Below are 14,166 nucleotides of genomic sequence, written 5' to 3' on the forward strand. Positions count from 1 at the left end.
AGCGTGAGCACGAAACCGCGGCGGCCCTGCTTGTCCTGGGTTTGCCCGACCAGCCGGCCCGGCATCTGGCGAACGAATTTTTCCTTGGTCGCGATGACGCCGGCATAGGGTCCGCCGAAGCTCAGCGGCACGCCGAACGACTGCGCCTCCATGGCGACAATGTCCGCCTCCTGCGGCGGCTTTACGATGCCGAGCGACACCGCCTCGGCAATCGCCCCCACCAGCAGCGCGCCCTTGCGATGGGCGATTTCGGCGATAGCTGCCACGTCTTCAATCGTGCCGAAAAAGTTCGGCGACTGGATGAGCACGCACGCAGTGTCCTCGGTGACCGCCTTTTCCAGCGCCGCCATGTTGACCCGGCCGCTCTCGAGGTAGGCGACCTCCGAGATCGGCATGCCCTGGTTCTTGGCGTAGCTGGCCAGCACCTCGCGGTATTCCGGGTGGACGCTGCGAGCCACCACGGCGCCGGGGCGCCCGGTCACGCGAGCGGCCATCATTGCCGCCTCGGTGGTCGCGGTGGAACCGTCGTACATCGAGGCGTTGGCGACTTCCATGCCGGCGAGTTCGCAGATCATGGTCTGGAATTCGAAGATGGCCTGCAGCGTACCCTGTGCGACTTCCGGCTGGTAAGGGGTGTAGGCGGTAAAGAACTCGCCGCGCGAGATCAAGGTGTCAATCACAACCGGGCGGTAGTGGTGATAAGCACCGGCGCCGAGAAAATTGGCGTAGTTGGACGCGGCGGTCTCGGAAGCCCGCTGCCGGAACCAGTCCATGATGTCGGCTTCGGCCATCGATGGCGCAATGTCCAACTCGCGTTTCAGCCGGTATTCCGCCGGGATGGGGGCGAAGAGTTCGTCCATGGAGCGGATGCCGATTTCGCGCAGCATCAACTCCCGGTCTGCGGGGGATTTCGGAAGATAGCGCATATGGATTTGTAATTGAGTAATTTGTAATCTGTAATTTCGCAGAGGTTGGCGCGGTCGCAGATCTTAACCTACGCCGGAAGTTCCAGTTACAAATTACAAATTACCAATTACAAATTCCCCTAGTGTCCTGCTTCCTCGGCGACAAACTTCTCATAATCGGCGGAGGAGAGCAGGTTCTTCACCTCGCCCGGGTTGCTGAGCTTCACCTTCACCATCCAAGCGCCGTGCGGGTCGGAGTTAATCTTCTCCGGCGCCGTTGCGAGCTCCTGATTGACCTCGGCCACAGTTCCGGAAGCCGGCGCGTAGATGTCGGAGACCGCCTTCACCGACTCCACCGTTCCCAGGCTCTTGCCCGCGGTCAGAGCCGCGCCGGGCTTGGGCAATTCCACGAACACGATATCGCCCAGCGCTTTCTGCGCGTGGTCGGTAATCCCAATCGTACCGGTATCGCCATCCACCTTGATCCACTCATGCTCTTTGGTGTACTTCAAGTTTGCCGGATAGGCCATTGATTGCTCCGTAGGTGCGAAGAAAATGAAAGCTCCACTGGGTTCGATGACTGGTTGCCACCAATTAATTACTACGCCGCCTGCTTCTTCGGCCTTCGGTAAAACGGCACCGGTACCACCTTGGCCTTCACCGCCTGGCCGCGAATTTCGACCCCGACGATGCTGTCCAACCTGGAGAGTGACGGGGGCAGGTAGGCAAGGGCGATGTTCTTCTTCAGGAACGGCGCATACGATCCGCTGGTCACGTAGCCGATCTCGCGGCCCGACTCATCGCGAACCTTGTAACCGTCCCGAGCAATGCCGCGCTCGATCATTTCCAAACCGGCCAGCGTTCGCGTAACGCCGTCGACCTGCTGCCGCTCCAGCGACCTGCGCCCGATGAACTCGCTCTTGTCCATTTTCAGCCAGCGCTCCAGTCCGGCTTCCCACACGGTGGTCGAATCCGAAATCTCGTGCCCATACAGCGCCAGCTTGCCTTCCAGCCGCAGCGTGTTGCGGGCGCCCAACCCGCAGGGCAGAACATGGAATTCCTTGCCCGCCGCCATCACCTCGTTCCACACGCGCTCGCTTGTCGCTTCGTCGGTGGGCACGTAAATCTCGAAGCCATCTTCGGCAGTGTAGCCAGTGCGGGCGATCAACGTGTTCTTCAGCCCGCACACCGTTCCGCGGGTGAACCAGTAAAACTTCACCTTGGACAAATCGGCGTCGGTCAGCTTCTGCAGCAGGTCCACGCCGCGCGGTCCCTGAATCGCGATCTGCGTAAAGTCGTCGCTCAGATGCTCGACTTTGCATTCGAACGAGCGGGTATTCTCGCGCACCCAGTTGATGTCTTTTTCGCGCGTGCCGGCATTGATGACAAAGAAAAAATCGTTTTCTCCAAAACGATGAACGATGACGTCATCCACGAAGGTTCCTTGCGGATAGAGCATCGCCGAATACTGGCACTGCCCGATCTGCAGCTTCGACGCGTCATTCATGGTGATGTGCTGCACCGCCGCCAGCGCCTGCCGTCCCGAGATGCGGATGTCGCCCATGTGGCTGACGTCAAAAATGCCCACTCCCGACCGCACCGCGAGATGCTCCGCAATCAATCCGGCGGGGTATTCCACCGGCATGTCCCAACCATTGAAATCCACCATCTTCGCGCCCATCATGCGATGGACGGCATTGAGAGCTGTCTTGCGAATGGTCGCGGTTGAAACATCTGCAGTGGAAGACACGGGACACTCTCCAGCCGCTAAGAAGGGCAAACTGCCGAGCGATGAACGCGCTACGTTATCACGCGTTCCGGGGTGGGTCAAACATCGTCGCGGCCCAATTTGGGCCAAATTGCCGGGGTGGGAACGCTCATCCTTCTCGCTCTTCTCGCTGCCGCAACAGCAGGAGGGTATTCTTCTGCGCCCTTTTCACCGGCGCGGTTTCGCGCTACAGTCGCGGCATGTTCGTACCATACCGGTGCATCGTTTGCGAAAAGGAAGAGCTTCGCTGCGAGTGCCACAAGTACTGTTATATGTGCGAGGGAGCTAACGACCTCCGCCTCTGCTCCGACGGCATGTACTATTGCCTTGAGTGCCGGCAGGCCTGCGACATGGAAGCGCAGCCGCTGCCCGACCCTGGGGCCTTTAGCTCTTAACTTTTGGCTCTTCGGCAGAACAGGGCCGCTTGGACAATCGAATCCGGCTTGGCTATGAGCCAAGAGCTAAACGATAAGAGTTCAGCAAACTACTACGCCTTTCTATGAACGATGCCGCGCTACTGCGGGAAGCTCTTGATGAAGCTCGAGCCGGCCTTAAGGAAGGCGGGCTGCCCATCGGTTCCGTGCTCGCTGACGCCGCGGGGCGAATCGTTGCCCGCGGGCACAATCTCCGGGTGCAGACGGGCGATCCGACGGCGCACGCCGAGGTGGTCTGCATTCGCAATGCAGGCCGGCGGCGCGATTGGCCGGAGCTGACGCTGGTCAGCACGCTCAGCCCCTGCATCATGTGTACCGGCACCAGCCTCCTCTTTCGCATCCCCCGCATCATTATCGGCGAGAACCAGAATTTTCTCGGTGCCGAGCACCTGTTTCGCGATGGCGGGACGAGTGTGTCGGTGCTCGGCGATCCAGAGTGCTTGGAGATGATGCGCTCCTTCATCGCCGCCCATCCTGACCTGTGGAATGAGGATATTGGGAAGTAACCTTCGGTCTCAGCGCGACGTGGTCAGCCGGCGCGGGCCGCTTCGGCCGCCGACAATGCTTCCTCCACCGTGGCATGGGTCGGCACGATCAGGTTCATGCGAGTCAGCTTCAGCGTCTGCTCCACAACGCCTGTAGCGCCGGCCAGCCGCAGTTCCCCTCCCGCCTGTTTGATCTTCGCCGAGCACATGACCATGATTCCCACACCGCTGCTGTCCATGTACTTGACACCGGACAGGTCAAACACGATCCGGGTCTGCTTGCCGCGGATCAGTTCATCCACGTCCGACTCGATTTGCTGGCAATCCCGCCCCAGCGTGATCCGGCCAGTCATCTCCATGACGACCGCGTTCCCAACCGTCTTCTTCTGAATCTCCAGAATCATGGCCGTCTCCCGCCCGCTGCGATTGTGCCCGGCATCCTAAGCCGTGAAACAGTTTCGGTCAACCTCGGGAGGCCGGTACAATTCCGTTTCGCCGAAGCATGGACGCCGAACTTACCGTCGAACTCGGTGGGGGCGATCCCACCCTCGCCATCCCATGGTCCAGCGGCGACGGCCGGCTCCGCTACCACGATCTCAAGCGGCAGCCCGACTTGCTTATCTACGTGGAGGAAGCGACACGGTACCCGGAATTAGCCGAATTCCTGGTGCAGCTCAACTCCGCATCGTCGATGCTGCAGTCTGCCAAGTGCGACGCCTGGTACAGCACCGAGCTGAACGAACCGGAGGGCATCTACGGGGCGATGGGTAAATTCGTTTCCTACGTGGACGTTTTCTTCGTCAGCGACGCACCGCGGTTCTCGTTCGAGCAGCACGAGCGCTTCGCGCAGCGCCTGATCAAGCTGCTGGGACGCGCTCCTCAGATCTCCGCCGCCGCCGAATTCATCATCCGCCGCTGCTACTTCGCAGGCGGTTGCGACCAGGAGCGAGCGCCGGCGGAAAACCCCAGCGAGGGCTTCTACTTCACCTTTTATCTGTCCGGATACGGCGACGATGAGGCCGATGCCCGCAAGCGCTGGGGCATCGCGCTCAAGCTGATCGGCAATGCTATCCTGCAACTGTCCGCCGGTGAAACTCACAAGTAAGAACCCGGAAGTAACGAGGACGCCGCCGAAATCGCTTGTATTTCGGGCTCGTTTCGGCTTACTAGTTACTGCGAACTCTTCTTACTGAATTGCAAGGAGCTTGCGTGGAAACGGACGCCTTGACGGTCTCAGTTCGGCTGCAGAATGCGACCAGTGAATTGCGCACGGTTGAGACCCTGCTCGACACCGCCGACCTGGATGCCCGAATCCTCGCCGACTTCCGCGACGCCGTGAACCGCGTCCGCACCACTGCCTGGGCGACCCAGCAGTATGCGGAAACCAAGGACACGCATAACGATCCCACCGCGGTGCTCTCCATCCTTGCCGGGGAACGCGTGCGCGCCGCCTACCAGCTGTGCCGCGCGCTGCGCGAGGACCTCGACCGGCCGGATCTGCGCTTTCAACCCGGCCAGCTTCTCCAACTCCGCAGCGCAGTGAAGGAACTCTTGCAGCAACTTAACGCCGTGATTGGAGACAAGAAATAGCCGTTGCAGAAGGTCCGCCGGTGACAAGTTGTGAGTTATTGCAGGTTGATCTGCTGATAATCGATCGGCGCTCCGGTTACGATTCCTGAGCGGCTCAAGAAGAAGATCACCGAAGTCTGGCCGTCACCCTTTTTCTGCAGCACGAGGAGGCCATCGCCCAGCGTATCTTCCGGCGGCATGCCTCCCTTCCACTGAATTCTTGGCACAGCATACTTGGGAATAGCTGCGATCAGAGCGACGTTCACCATCTCGCCATCCAGAACGTTGGCGTGATTCGCCAGCATGACGATGCGCCGCCGCCCTTCCGGCCCGATCAGCAAGTAGCCAACGTCGGTACCCTCGCCCTTGCCTGAAAAGTCCGCCTCGATGCGTCCGGCGGGAGTGCGGCCCTGGTTTCGCAACCAGGCAGCCGCGGCCGGATCCAGATCGTCAGGCGTGGCGACGTGCCATTGCTCGGCGTCATGCAGCAGGAGCGCGTCCGATGGCGGAATGCCGTTTTGAAGGGTTGCGTTGACCTCTTTAAAAGCCGGGTGAGACGGCACCTTGGTAGCCGCGAAAATGCTGACTACCGCCAGCACCACCCCGATCGCGATCGCGATTCGTCCGGCAACCTGGCGCTCGGGCGCGATCGAAACCAGCTTGACCCGGTCCGCCCCCGGCATTTTGCGCACCTCCCGCACCAGTTCCGCCATGGCCTGCACGTGTTCCATGACGTGTTGGCCGGTGTCCGGAGGAATGAGCAGTTCGCTGACCTCGATTGCCCCGCTGCCGATACTGACAAACGTGTTATTGGAACAGGCGAGTTGCTGCAGACGACCTGCGACGGACGCGTTTAAGAACATATTAGCTTCCGTCACGCGGTCCGTTTGCATGGTAAACCGGGCGTCAAACCTGGGATTGCCGGTGCGAACCTGGTTTTTACCGCCCTCGGTTATCGGCTTGCTGACATGTGCGACGGAGAGTTGGAACGTAGCCGGTGCTGCCATCCGCAAATTCAAGCCCGGTGTATGTTCCTGGTTAGAAAAACGGGCAACGACAGGCGATCCGTCGTACTTGCCGGAAACCACCAAGTCGGGCCCGTCGCGAAACGCTTCGCCGGATATGGCGCGAGCCATTTGCTTCGCCGCCGCTGACACCTCCCCAAACCCGGCGAACGTCATCAGGCTGCGTACCAGGGTGATAATCACGCCGAGTGTAGCCAAACCGGCCACGATCAGCAGCGCGATTTGGATGGGATTCAAAGAGGCCAGCAATTTCATTGTGTTGCGAGGGATGATAGTCGGCGTTCATTCCGGGACGCAACCACATTCCGGCGGCAATCAATAGCGGCGGACCGAAACGGTCATGGTCTTGCGTTACTCTTCTGCGTCAGAGGCTGTGGAACGCGCCGCCAATTAGTGCTAGTATCCGGTTTATCTCCCCCGCAGACTAATATTCGCGCCCGAGAATTATCTCGGGAAGGCGCCCTTGCGCAGCATAGGAACAGATGATGATGAGGATGGCTCAAGCTCGCGGTCGTCATGTTCGTGGCATGTCGATGGTGGAGTTGGTAATCGTGGTTGCGGTCACCATGGTCCTGGCGGCGATTTTGCTGCCCAACATCATCAACACGACGTATAACATCCGGCTTCGCAGCGCGGCCAACGACGTTTCCGGCCTGCTGCAGCAGGCCCATTTCCGCGCCATCCGCGACAATACCTATTACCCGGTGTGCAGCACTACCATCGGCAGCAACAACCGAACCACGCTTTTTTTTATCGACATGAGCGCTACTCGCAACTGCAGCGCTTCCTGGTCGAATACGTATCCGACGGTACAATTGGGCGGCAACGTCACCCGCCAGACCTCTGGCTATCCAGCCATCACCAGCATGTCATTGGGATTCACACCCCTGGTGGCCTCGGCTTCGCCGCCATACTTCAGCTCCCGCGGAACGCCTTGTTCGGTGAACAACAACCTTTGCCTCAACGTCTACACGCCTCCCTCGGGAACGACGGTCATTGCTGCTTACGGAATTTTTCTCACGGACAGCCGTCCAGGGGGCGGGAGTGGATGGTCGGCGGTGACGGTTTCACCTGCCGGACGGGTCCGGACATGGATGTGGGACGGCTCGAAATGGGAATGATTGGCGGCTGAAAATCGACGTCTGGAACAGAGGTTTTCGGCCGATCTGGGACCGGTTCCACGCTGGTTTTTCCTCCCTCCCACGCCTCTAAGTTGTTATCGAAGTGTGTCTGGCTGGGTGCTAACATGCGCCCATCTTCCCCAGGAAAATACCAAGTGCGAACCGGGAGTCCAATTACTTTCGAGTAGTTCCGATTCCTGCCTGATGTGTCATGATTCAGGTATTCGGAACCCGGCACACGGATCTGGAGGGCGAATGCAAGCCATGCTTCGGCGCACGGGCCGGCGCAATGCACAAGCCGGAATGTCCCTTATCGAACTGATGATCGCCGGCGTCGTGCTGGTGATCGGGTTCGCGGGCGTCATGGTGCTGATGATAGCGGCGGTGTCCTCGAACGGACGCAACAAGAAGGACACCACAGCGGCGACCGTGGCACAGATGGTGCTGGAACGGATCCAGACCCTGCCGGAGGGATCCACTACTACGACCACCGTGACCGACTGCGCGGGAAACACCTGGACCATCGATTCGGCCGCCGGGGGAGCCAACGTTTCCAATGGCGCTGTCGATTTCACCCAGGCCTACAGCGGAGTTCCAGCGAACTTCAAGATGCAATACGTGGTGTGCGACGCTACCGGCCAGCAAACGACCTATGACGTGCGCTGGAACATCGCCGCCGCCACCACCCATACGACTTTCGTGATAATTGGCGCACGACCGACGGCCGCGGTTTCCGGCAATCTTCAATTGTTCGCCTTGCCGGTCACCATTCGCGCCATGGTGGGTCAGTGATGAGCGGGGGACGAATGGACAACTATTCGCGCCAGCGACGGCGCGCCGACGTGGGCTTCACGTTGATCGAACTCATGGTGGTGGTGCTGATCCTGACCATCATGATGGGGGTGGTGTTCCGCCAGGTGGACCTGGTCCAGAAACGCGCCCGCACCGAGCAGTCCAAGCTGGACGCGTTCCAGCAGGGGCGCGACTTTGTCGACCTGATGGTCCGCGATATTCACGGCGCGGGATATCCCAATGCGCGCGTTCAGGATGCATCGCAGATCACCAATGGGCTTAGCGACCCCAAGAACGCCATCGGCCTGGTGAAGGTAGATACCGGCGAACTGCGCCTGGAAACTTATGACGACCAGGGCAAAGTCATCGCGGTGGTATACCAGCTCAATTCCGGCGTCCTGCAGCGCAGCCAGTATTTCAAGAACAACGCCAGTCCTCTTACCGGCCAGACCGTTTCGCTGCAAAACGGCGTGGAGAACGTCCAGAATACGACCATCTTTACAGCCTATAAGACCGACGGCTCAGTGGTCACTCTGCCCGTGGACATCAGCTCCAGTCCGACCGCTATCGCCAGTATCAAGTCGATCGAAATCGTGTTGCAGGTCCAGGGCAACGTGACCGACATTCAAAGCCGAGTTCGTCCCGTCACCACCTTGCGATCGGTGGTGCGGGTTACGAACTGCTCGGAAGCCACTACCGGGCAGTCGAATAGCTGCTGAGGGAAATATGAAGACGTCACGTCGAAAGCATCGTCGGGGAGAACGCGGTGTGGCGCTGCTGATGGCGCTGTTTGCGCTGCTCATACTCGCTGCCGTCGGCCTGGGCATGATGTACTCCGCCAATACCGAAACCGCGATCAACAGCAATTACGGCGGCTCCATGCGGGCCTACTATGCCGCGTTGGGCGGCCTTGAGGAAGCGCGCGACCGCATCCGCACCAACACGGCGAATGGCATCTCGCCGCCGGCGCGCACACCAAGCAGCGCGGGCCACACCATCTACCTGGTCAATCCGTACGTAAATAGCGCGGGCAACACCATCACACCCAAACCCTGGCTGGCGAGCGACAGCTTTATTGACGACGAATACTGTCACGAGTTTCCGCCACCCACCGATCCCGGCTTGGGCACACCCTGTACGGTATTGCCATACGACTCGAGCACCAACACGAACTGGTACGGCTACTACAGCGGCGGCTCCAGCACCTATACGGGGACGACCTGGCATAACGGGGGATCCTCCTTCAGTGGCGTGCCGAGTCTGTCGCCCAATACCAGCACCGCGAACGCGCTCGATTTCCGCTGGACCCGCATTAACATGAAGATGAACTATTCCACCTTCCCGGTCTGCGTGAACGGGTCGGCCAACTGCCCGACGACGGCGGCCACCGCAGTTTGCTGGGATGGCACCCGCGAGCTTCTTGCGGCGTCGCCGGGCACCGATTGCAGTACAACCGTATCGCCGATCAATGCCTCGACCATGCCCGTGTACCTGCTGACATCGCTGGCGGTTACGCCGAACGGATCAAGGCGCATGGTGCAGATGGAGGTCGCCAACAACCCGCCGCTGGTTACCAATGCCGCGGTGGACGCGAACAACAACGTCACCGTCAGCGGCGCCTCGGTGACGGTGAACGGGTACGACAACTGCAAGTGCGCTTGCACCAATCCTCCGGGCGGGGGAGCCCCCACCTGCACCAATCGCGCAACCGGGGGCCCCTGCACCGGCAACACGTATTCGATATTCAGCAGCGGTACCGAAACCCAGAGCGGCGGCCCTGCCCTCGTCGCCGGCACGACCCCGGCGGTTGCCCAAAACCAGGCGTTTCCTTACGATGTGCCATCGCTCGTCAACAAGTACAGGAAAATGCAGGGGATGGTCGATGTCACCAACTCGCCTTCGTATTCCATCACGTGTTCAGCAGGCTCGCCGTATGCGAACTGTGGAACCGCGACCGGCTTAGCGTTCGGCACCGAGCCGAACCCCTGGCCGCCAACCAACGTCCAAAGCCCCGCCGGAGTGGCGTACCAGTACACCTACATTCCGGGCTCCATTGACCTGCAGGCACATACCAGCGGAGCCGGCGTGCTGGTGGTAAACGGGAATCTCACCCTTCACGGCGGCTTTGAGTTTTACGGCTTGGTCATTGTTTCGGGTACCCTGACGCTGCAGGGCAGCGGCAGCGGTCAGGATTACAACGTCATCGGTTCCATCATTGCCGGCCAAGGTACGGTGGCAGACGCTATCTCCGGCGGCATCACGATCCAATACGACCGGTGCGCGCTCTTGAATACCAATACCCCACAGCCACTAACGGTGGTAACGACTCGCGAGCTGACGTACTGAGGAGATTGCAATGATTCGGAACTTTTCGTTCAAGACGACGTTGCTTCTCAGCCTCCTCGCCGCCGGCGCGCTGGCGCAATCGAACTCGCCTTCGCTGGGCGATGTTGCTCGGCAAAAATCCAGCGTCAAGGCTAAGCACGTGGTCACCAACGACGAAATCCCGCCCAGCCCAGACGCCGATCAGCCGGTTGCGCCTCCTGCAGGTACCAAGGCCGACGTGCCGGCAGCCGGCACAGATGCGGCTGCAAAACCGCAGTCCGTACCCGATCCTAAAGCGCGCATCGCGCAGTTGACGAAGGACAACGAGGATACTCGGAGGGTCATTGCCACGTTGCAGGCTAAGATCGAGGCCAGCGACGACAAAAAGCTGATCCCGGCGCTGGTCGAAATCGTGGAAACCCGCAAGCGGATCATTGCACAAAACGAGGCTGAAATCGAAAAGTTAAAGGCAGGCGGTGTGCCGGCCGGGAATGCCGACAACTCCTCAACTGCTGTCCAAGCCGCATCCTCTGCCCAGTCTTCGAGCAAGTAATACCGGATCGTGCCGGAGGCAGCATGGCGGGCCCGGCGTGATTCGAACACGCGACCCACGGATTAGAAATCCGTTGCTCTATCCAGCTGAGCTACGGGCCCTCGCCCTATATTGTACCCGGTTGCAATTATCGCCCTATCAATACGCGCGCCGCGGCCGTCTCCCGCATCTCACTTATCAATCGGGCGGCGACGGCAGGTTTTTACGGTCTTCCCTGCCTTGAGCCCTGCCGAAGCGGAACCGTGTCAGGCAAGGCTGCGCCGCCCGTGCTCGTTCCGCGCAGACGCTCGGCGCGCCGTTGCATTCCATCCAGCACCGTCCGCCACATGTCGATTTCCAATTCGAACTGATGCTTCAGCGGGGTTTGCGTCGTCTGTACGAATGCCAGGTTCATTTCCATTTGTTGAAGCAACGTTCGCATCCGGGTGATGTCGTTGGTAAGGGCCTGGGCCTCTGCCTGGTCTGCCGGCTTCTGCGAACGGCTCTTGTGTGTATCTGGCGCCTGCCCTGCCGCCAGGGTCGTAATCAACAGAGCGCAAGTTATGCTTCGACATTTCATTCCGCACCTCGACTCCGCAACTCGAAGTCCCCTCGCGTGTACTACGATACCGTGTACTCGATGCGTCGTATTACCACTCGGAACTCGCAACCACTAATAAGGCCGGCTCTCCCCGTCGTCATGGTTGCGCTCATCTGGGTCGGTACTGCGCAGGCGCAATCCCAGAACACACGTTTCGATCCCATCTTCGAAAATCGGGAGGTCAGCGTCTTCGCTCTCGACCTGCCGCCCGACGGCCACGCTTCCATCTTTCAAAATACGCACGACATCTTCTGGATCGCCCTGGCGGCTGCCCATGTCACCGTGATTGACGCCGATGGCAACAAGACTGCTGTTGCCTTCGCCATGGGCGACACGCGCTTCTTTCCCAGCTTCACAACCCGTTCGATATCCAATGACGCCGCCGATTCGTTCCGCGCCGTGCTGGTCGAGATCAAGCTCCGAGGACTCGCGTCGGCTTGCGACTGTGATAGCGGCGCGCAACGTTCGGTCTGCGGCTGCCCGCGCGCCGCCCCCCTGCCGCCGATGTGGGCGGTCGGCATCGGCCAGATCGTCGCCGGAGGAACCACACTGGCGCCAGGCGAGTCATTTCGCAGCATCGGCGAGCGCGCTGATACCTTGCTGGTGGCCGTTTCACACCTGACCCTGGCCGACGACGCTCAACCGTCCTCCAGCGTGACCATCGAACTGCGCGCAGGAAATGTGCTCTGGCTTCCGGCCGGCCCGCACAAACTGCGCAACTTGGGCGCAACCCCTGCGCGCTATGTGACTTTGGAGTTTTGACCTCCCTTCCCTCGGTTGACTTCCCTGTTCATAAGGACTAGGGTTAGGGTCAGGCGAGAATTCCGTCTCCTCTTCAGATTCTCTGAATTAAGTCAGCCCATCTGAAGTTCTCTCACTTAACCAACAGCTCAGCAATTCGAGCATGGTGCGGCGGATCGCGCTGGCAAGCGGAAAAACCCTGAATAGCATGAAGCAATCGACCAGGAGGAACATTGTTCAAAACCGACCCGAGCCCGAAGAAGGGATCCGAGACCATCGGCTACTGTCCAGGATGTGATAAATCCATCACTGAAGAGCAGCCCACTAAACTGGTTCTAGGGCAGCTCTACCACACGGCGCACGCTCCTCGTGCAGGAAGAGACAAATAACATGCGCCCAAGCCAAACCTTCCAAAAGCGTCAACGTGAACTCGCCCGCCAGGAAAAACAGCGCGCCAAGGCAGAACGACGGCAGCAGCGGAAATTGGAGAAGCAGTCGCCGTCGGGAGAACCGGCGGCAGAAGAAGGCTTTCAGCCATCTGCCGAACCCGACTCAACCGAGGCACCAGCATCCTAAACATCGGCGTCCCGGGTTGGTGCCGGCAATCGTGCTATACTGACTTAGACGCTTGTAACCACGGCTTGCTTGTGGTGCGGCAGTCCGATCTTAACAGCCGGCCTGACCCTCCTTGGCTTCCTGACGCCCGTACGTTCCCGGCGCTGACAACCTATTGAGCGGCTTCCTTGACACCGTCGCGAATCGCATCTTGAGTGCGTCTCGCGAGACGCCTCTCCAGAAAGATACGATTCGAATGACAAGCTTTACCGAACTGCCTCTCTCTGCCGCATTGCAGCAGAGACTGAAGGCACACCAATTTCACATTCCCACACCGATTCAATCGGCCGCGATCCCGCACGCTCTTGCCGGAAAAGACCTGATGGCCACCGCCCAGACGGGCACCGGCAAGACCCTGGCTTTTGTGATCCCGATGATCGAACGCCTGCTGCAATCGCCGCAGTCGCGCTGCGTCGAAGCTCTGGTGTTGGTGCCAACGCGCGAACTCGCCATGCAGGTGCACGATCAATTTGAACAACTGCGCGGGAAGTCGATTCCGCCCGCGGCGCTGGTCATCGGCGGACTCAACGAAAAAAGCCAGTTGCAGGCAATTCGTTCCGGAGCGCGTGTGCTGGTGGCAACGCCCGGTCGCCTGGAAGATTTCCTGGGGCGGCGTCTCGTCGATCTTCGCCAGGTGAAAGTCCTAGTCCTCGACGAAGCCGACCGCATGCTGGACATGGGCTTCCTGCCCGCCATCCGGCGCATTGTCGCCGCGCTTCCGAAACAAAGACAAACCATGTGTTTTTCCGCCACCCTGGAGGCCTCGGTTGCCGGGCTGGTAAAGGAATACACCAGCAATCCTGTGCGTGTCGCGCTCGGCTCCACGTTAAAGCCGGTGGAGAGCGTCGAACTGCTCGCTTTCGAGGTTTCCACGGCCGACAAATTTGACGCGCTTCGAAACCTGTTGCGCAAGGAAAAAGGACGCACGCTGGTCTTTGCCCGCACCAAGCGCGGCACCGAGCGTTTGGCGAAACACCTGGTGCGCGAGGGATTCCTTGCTGCCATGATCCACGGCGACCGATCGCAATCGCAGCGCATCGGCGCCCTCAGCGGTTTCGACGAAGGCCGCTTCAAGGTCCTGGTGGCCACCGACGTCGCTTCGCGCGGCCTCGACATCCAGGACGTGGCGCACGTCATCAATTACGATCTGCCGACCCTGCCGGAGGATTTCATCCACCGCGTAGGTCGCACCGGACGCGCCGGCGCCCTGGGCCGGGCCTCGACATTAGTCTCGCCCGCGGAGGTGCTGGAAC

16 protein-coding genes and 1 tRNA gene are annotated in these 14,166 nt (G+C 60.1%); 10 read left to right on the forward strand and 7 right to left on the reverse strand.

Going from position 1 to position 14,166, the window contains the following annotated elements:
* From gcvPA to gcvT, 3 genes are all read right to left on the reverse strand, one after another.
* Positions 1–926 (reverse strand): aminomethyl-transferring glycine dehydrogenase subunit GcvPA (gene gcvPA / locus VFI82_03945; protein ID HET7183811.1); only part of this gene is annotated, 926 nt, incomplete at its 3' end.
* Positions 927–1,045: 119 nt separating this feature from the next.
* Positions 1,046–1,435 carry a glycine cleavage system protein GcvH gene (gene gcvH, locus VFI82_03950; protein HET7183812.1) on the reverse strand — a complete coding sequence of 130 codons (390 nt, stop codon included), beginning with the start codon at positions 1,433–1,435 and terminating at the stop codon, positions 1,046–1,048.
* A gap of 71 nt (positions 1,436–1,506) precedes the next feature.
* Complete coding sequence (gene gcvT / locus VFI82_03955; protein HET7183813.1) at positions 1,507–2,655, reverse strand: glycine cleavage system aminomethyltransferase GcvT; 1,149 nt, start codon at positions 2,653–2,655, stop codon at positions 1,507–1,509.
* Positions 2,656–3,172: 517 nt separating this feature from the next.
* Here gcvT and VFI82_03960 point away from each other — a divergent pair.
* Positions 3,173–3,613, forward strand: coding sequence for a nucleoside deaminase (locus VFI82_03960; protein HET7183814.1), 441 nt, complete (start codon positions 3,173–3,175; stop codon positions 3,611–3,613).
* A gap of 23 nt (positions 3,614–3,636) precedes the next feature.
* On the opposite strand, the gene VFI82_03965 is transcribed toward VFI82_03960, so the two are convergent.
* Positions 3,637–3,996: an STAS domain-containing protein gene (locus VFI82_03965; GenBank protein HET7183815.1), complete on the reverse strand. Its 360-nt coding sequence runs from the start codon at positions 3,994–3,996 to the stop codon at positions 3,637–3,639.
* Positions 3,997–4,094: 98 nt separating this feature from the next.
* On the opposite strand from VFI82_03965, the gene VFI82_03970 reads away from it, so the two are divergent.
* Together VFI82_03970 and VFI82_03975 are read left to right on the forward strand one after the other, a co-directional pair.
* A complete protein-coding gene (locus VFI82_03970) occupies positions 4,095–4,697 on the forward strand; it encodes a hypothetical protein (protein ID HET7183816.1) in 603 nt (200 codons plus the stop codon).
* 119 nt (positions 4,698–4,816) lie between these two features.
* A complete protein-coding gene (locus VFI82_03975; GenBank protein HET7183817.1) occupies positions 4,817–5,182 on the forward strand; it encodes a hypothetical protein in 366 nt (121 codons plus the stop codon).
* 35 nt (positions 5,183–5,217) lie between these two features.
* Here the strand turns inward: VFI82_03975 and VFI82_03980 are convergent, their stop codons facing one another.
* A complete protein-coding gene (locus tag VFI82_03980) occupies positions 5,218–6,441 on the reverse strand; it encodes a hypothetical protein (protein ID HET7183818.1) in 1,224 nt (407 codons plus the stop codon).
* Positions 6,442–6,680: 239 nt separating this feature from the next.
* Here VFI82_03980 and VFI82_03985 point away from each other — a divergent pair, with 239 nt between their 5' ends.
* The 5 genes from VFI82_03985 (at position 6,681) to VFI82_04005 (ending at position 10,977) form a co-directional block, all read left to right on the forward strand.
* Entirely contained in the window at positions 6,681–7,307 is a 627-nt protein-coding gene (locus VFI82_03985) for a hypothetical protein (protein HET7183819.1), read from the forward strand.
* A gap of 255 nt (positions 7,308–7,562) precedes the next feature.
* Complete coding sequence (locus VFI82_03990; protein ID HET7183820.1) at positions 7,563–8,099, forward strand: hypothetical protein; 537 nt, start codon at positions 7,563–7,565, stop codon at positions 8,097–8,099.
* Between the two features lie 14 nt (positions 8,100–8,113).
* Entirely contained in the window at positions 8,114–8,818 is a 705-nt protein-coding gene (locus VFI82_03995) for a type II secretion system protein (GenBank protein ID HET7183821.1), read from the forward strand.
* A 7-nt stretch (positions 8,819–8,825) separates the two neighbouring features.
* Positions 8,826–10,445 carry a hypothetical protein gene (locus tag VFI82_04000; GenBank protein HET7183822.1) on the forward strand — a complete coding sequence of 540 codons (1,620 nt, stop codon included), beginning with the start codon at positions 8,826–8,828 and terminating at the stop codon, positions 10,443–10,445.
* A gap of 10 nt (positions 10,446–10,455) precedes the next feature.
* Positions 10,456–10,977 (forward strand): hypothetical protein, encoded by a 522-nt coding sequence (locus tag VFI82_04005; GenBank protein ID HET7183823.1) that lies wholly within the window; start codon positions 10,456–10,458, stop codon positions 10,975–10,977.
* Positions 10,978–11,001: 24 nt separating this feature from the next.
* Here VFI82_04005 and VFI82_04010 read toward each other — a convergent pair.
* Positions 11,002–11,078 (reverse strand) — tRNA-Arg (locus VFI82_04010).
* Between the two features lie 101 nt (positions 11,079–11,179).
* Positions 11,180–11,506: a hypothetical protein gene (locus VFI82_04015; protein ID HET7183824.1), complete on the reverse strand. Its 327-nt coding sequence runs from the start codon at positions 11,504–11,506 to the stop codon at positions 11,180–11,182.
* Positions 11,507–11,572: 66 nt separating this feature from the next.
* Between VFI82_04015 and VFI82_04020 the strand changes: the two genes are divergently transcribed.
* Both VFI82_04020 and VFI82_04025 read left to right on the forward strand, forming a co-directional pair.
* Entirely contained in the window at positions 11,573–12,319 is a 747-nt protein-coding gene (locus VFI82_04020; protein HET7183825.1) for a hypothetical protein, read from the forward strand.
* Positions 12,320–13,109: 790 nt separating this feature from the next.
* Positions 13,110–14,166: DEAD/DEAH box helicase (locus tag VFI82_04025; GenBank protein ID HET7183826.1), on the forward strand; the 1,057-nt coding region annotated here is incomplete at its 3' end.

This window comes from Terriglobales bacterium, assembly GCA_035691485.1.
In the GTDB taxonomy this organism is placed as follows: domain Bacteria; phylum Acidobacteriota; class Terriglobia; order Terriglobales; family Acidobacteriaceae; genus JAIQGF01.

Excerpts from the sequence above, each read along its gene's own strand:
- gcvH (HET7183812.1), bottom strand. The coding sequence starts at position 1,435 with ATGGCCTATCCGGCAAACTTGAAGTACACCAAAGAGCATGAGTGGATC.
- VFI82_03960 (HET7183814.1), top strand. The coding sequence starts at position 3,173 with ATGAACGATGCCGCGCTACTGCGGGAAGCTCTTGATGAAGCTCGAGCC.
- VFI82_03965 (HET7183815.1), bottom strand. The coding sequence starts at position 3,996 with ATGATTCTGGAGATTCAGAAGAAGACGGTTGGGAACGCGGTCGTCATG.
- VFI82_03970 (HET7183816.1), top strand. The coding sequence starts at position 4,095 with ATGGACGCCGAACTTACCGTCGAACTCGGTGGGGGCGATCCCACCCTC.
- VFI82_03980 (HET7183818.1), bottom strand. The coding sequence starts at position 6,441 with ATGAAATTGCTGGCCTCTTTGAATCCCATCCAAATCGCGCTGCTGATC.
- VFI82_03985 (HET7183819.1), top strand. The coding sequence starts at position 6,681 with ATGGCTCAAGCTCGCGGTCGTCATGTTCGTGGCATGTCGATGGTGGAG.
- VFI82_03990 (HET7183820.1), top strand. The coding sequence starts at position 7,563 with ATGCAAGCCATGCTTCGGCGCACGGGCCGGCGCAATGCACAAGCCGGA.
- VFI82_03995 (HET7183821.1), top strand. The coding sequence starts at position 8,114 with ATGGACAACTATTCGCGCCAGCGACGGCGCGCCGACGTGGGCTTCACG.
- VFI82_04000 (HET7183822.1), top strand. The coding sequence starts at position 8,826 with ATGAAGACGTCACGTCGAAAGCATCGTCGGGGAGAACGCGGTGTGGCG.
- VFI82_04005 (HET7183823.1), top strand. The coding sequence starts at position 10,456 with ATGATTCGGAACTTTTCGTTCAAGACGACGTTGCTTCTCAGCCTCCTC.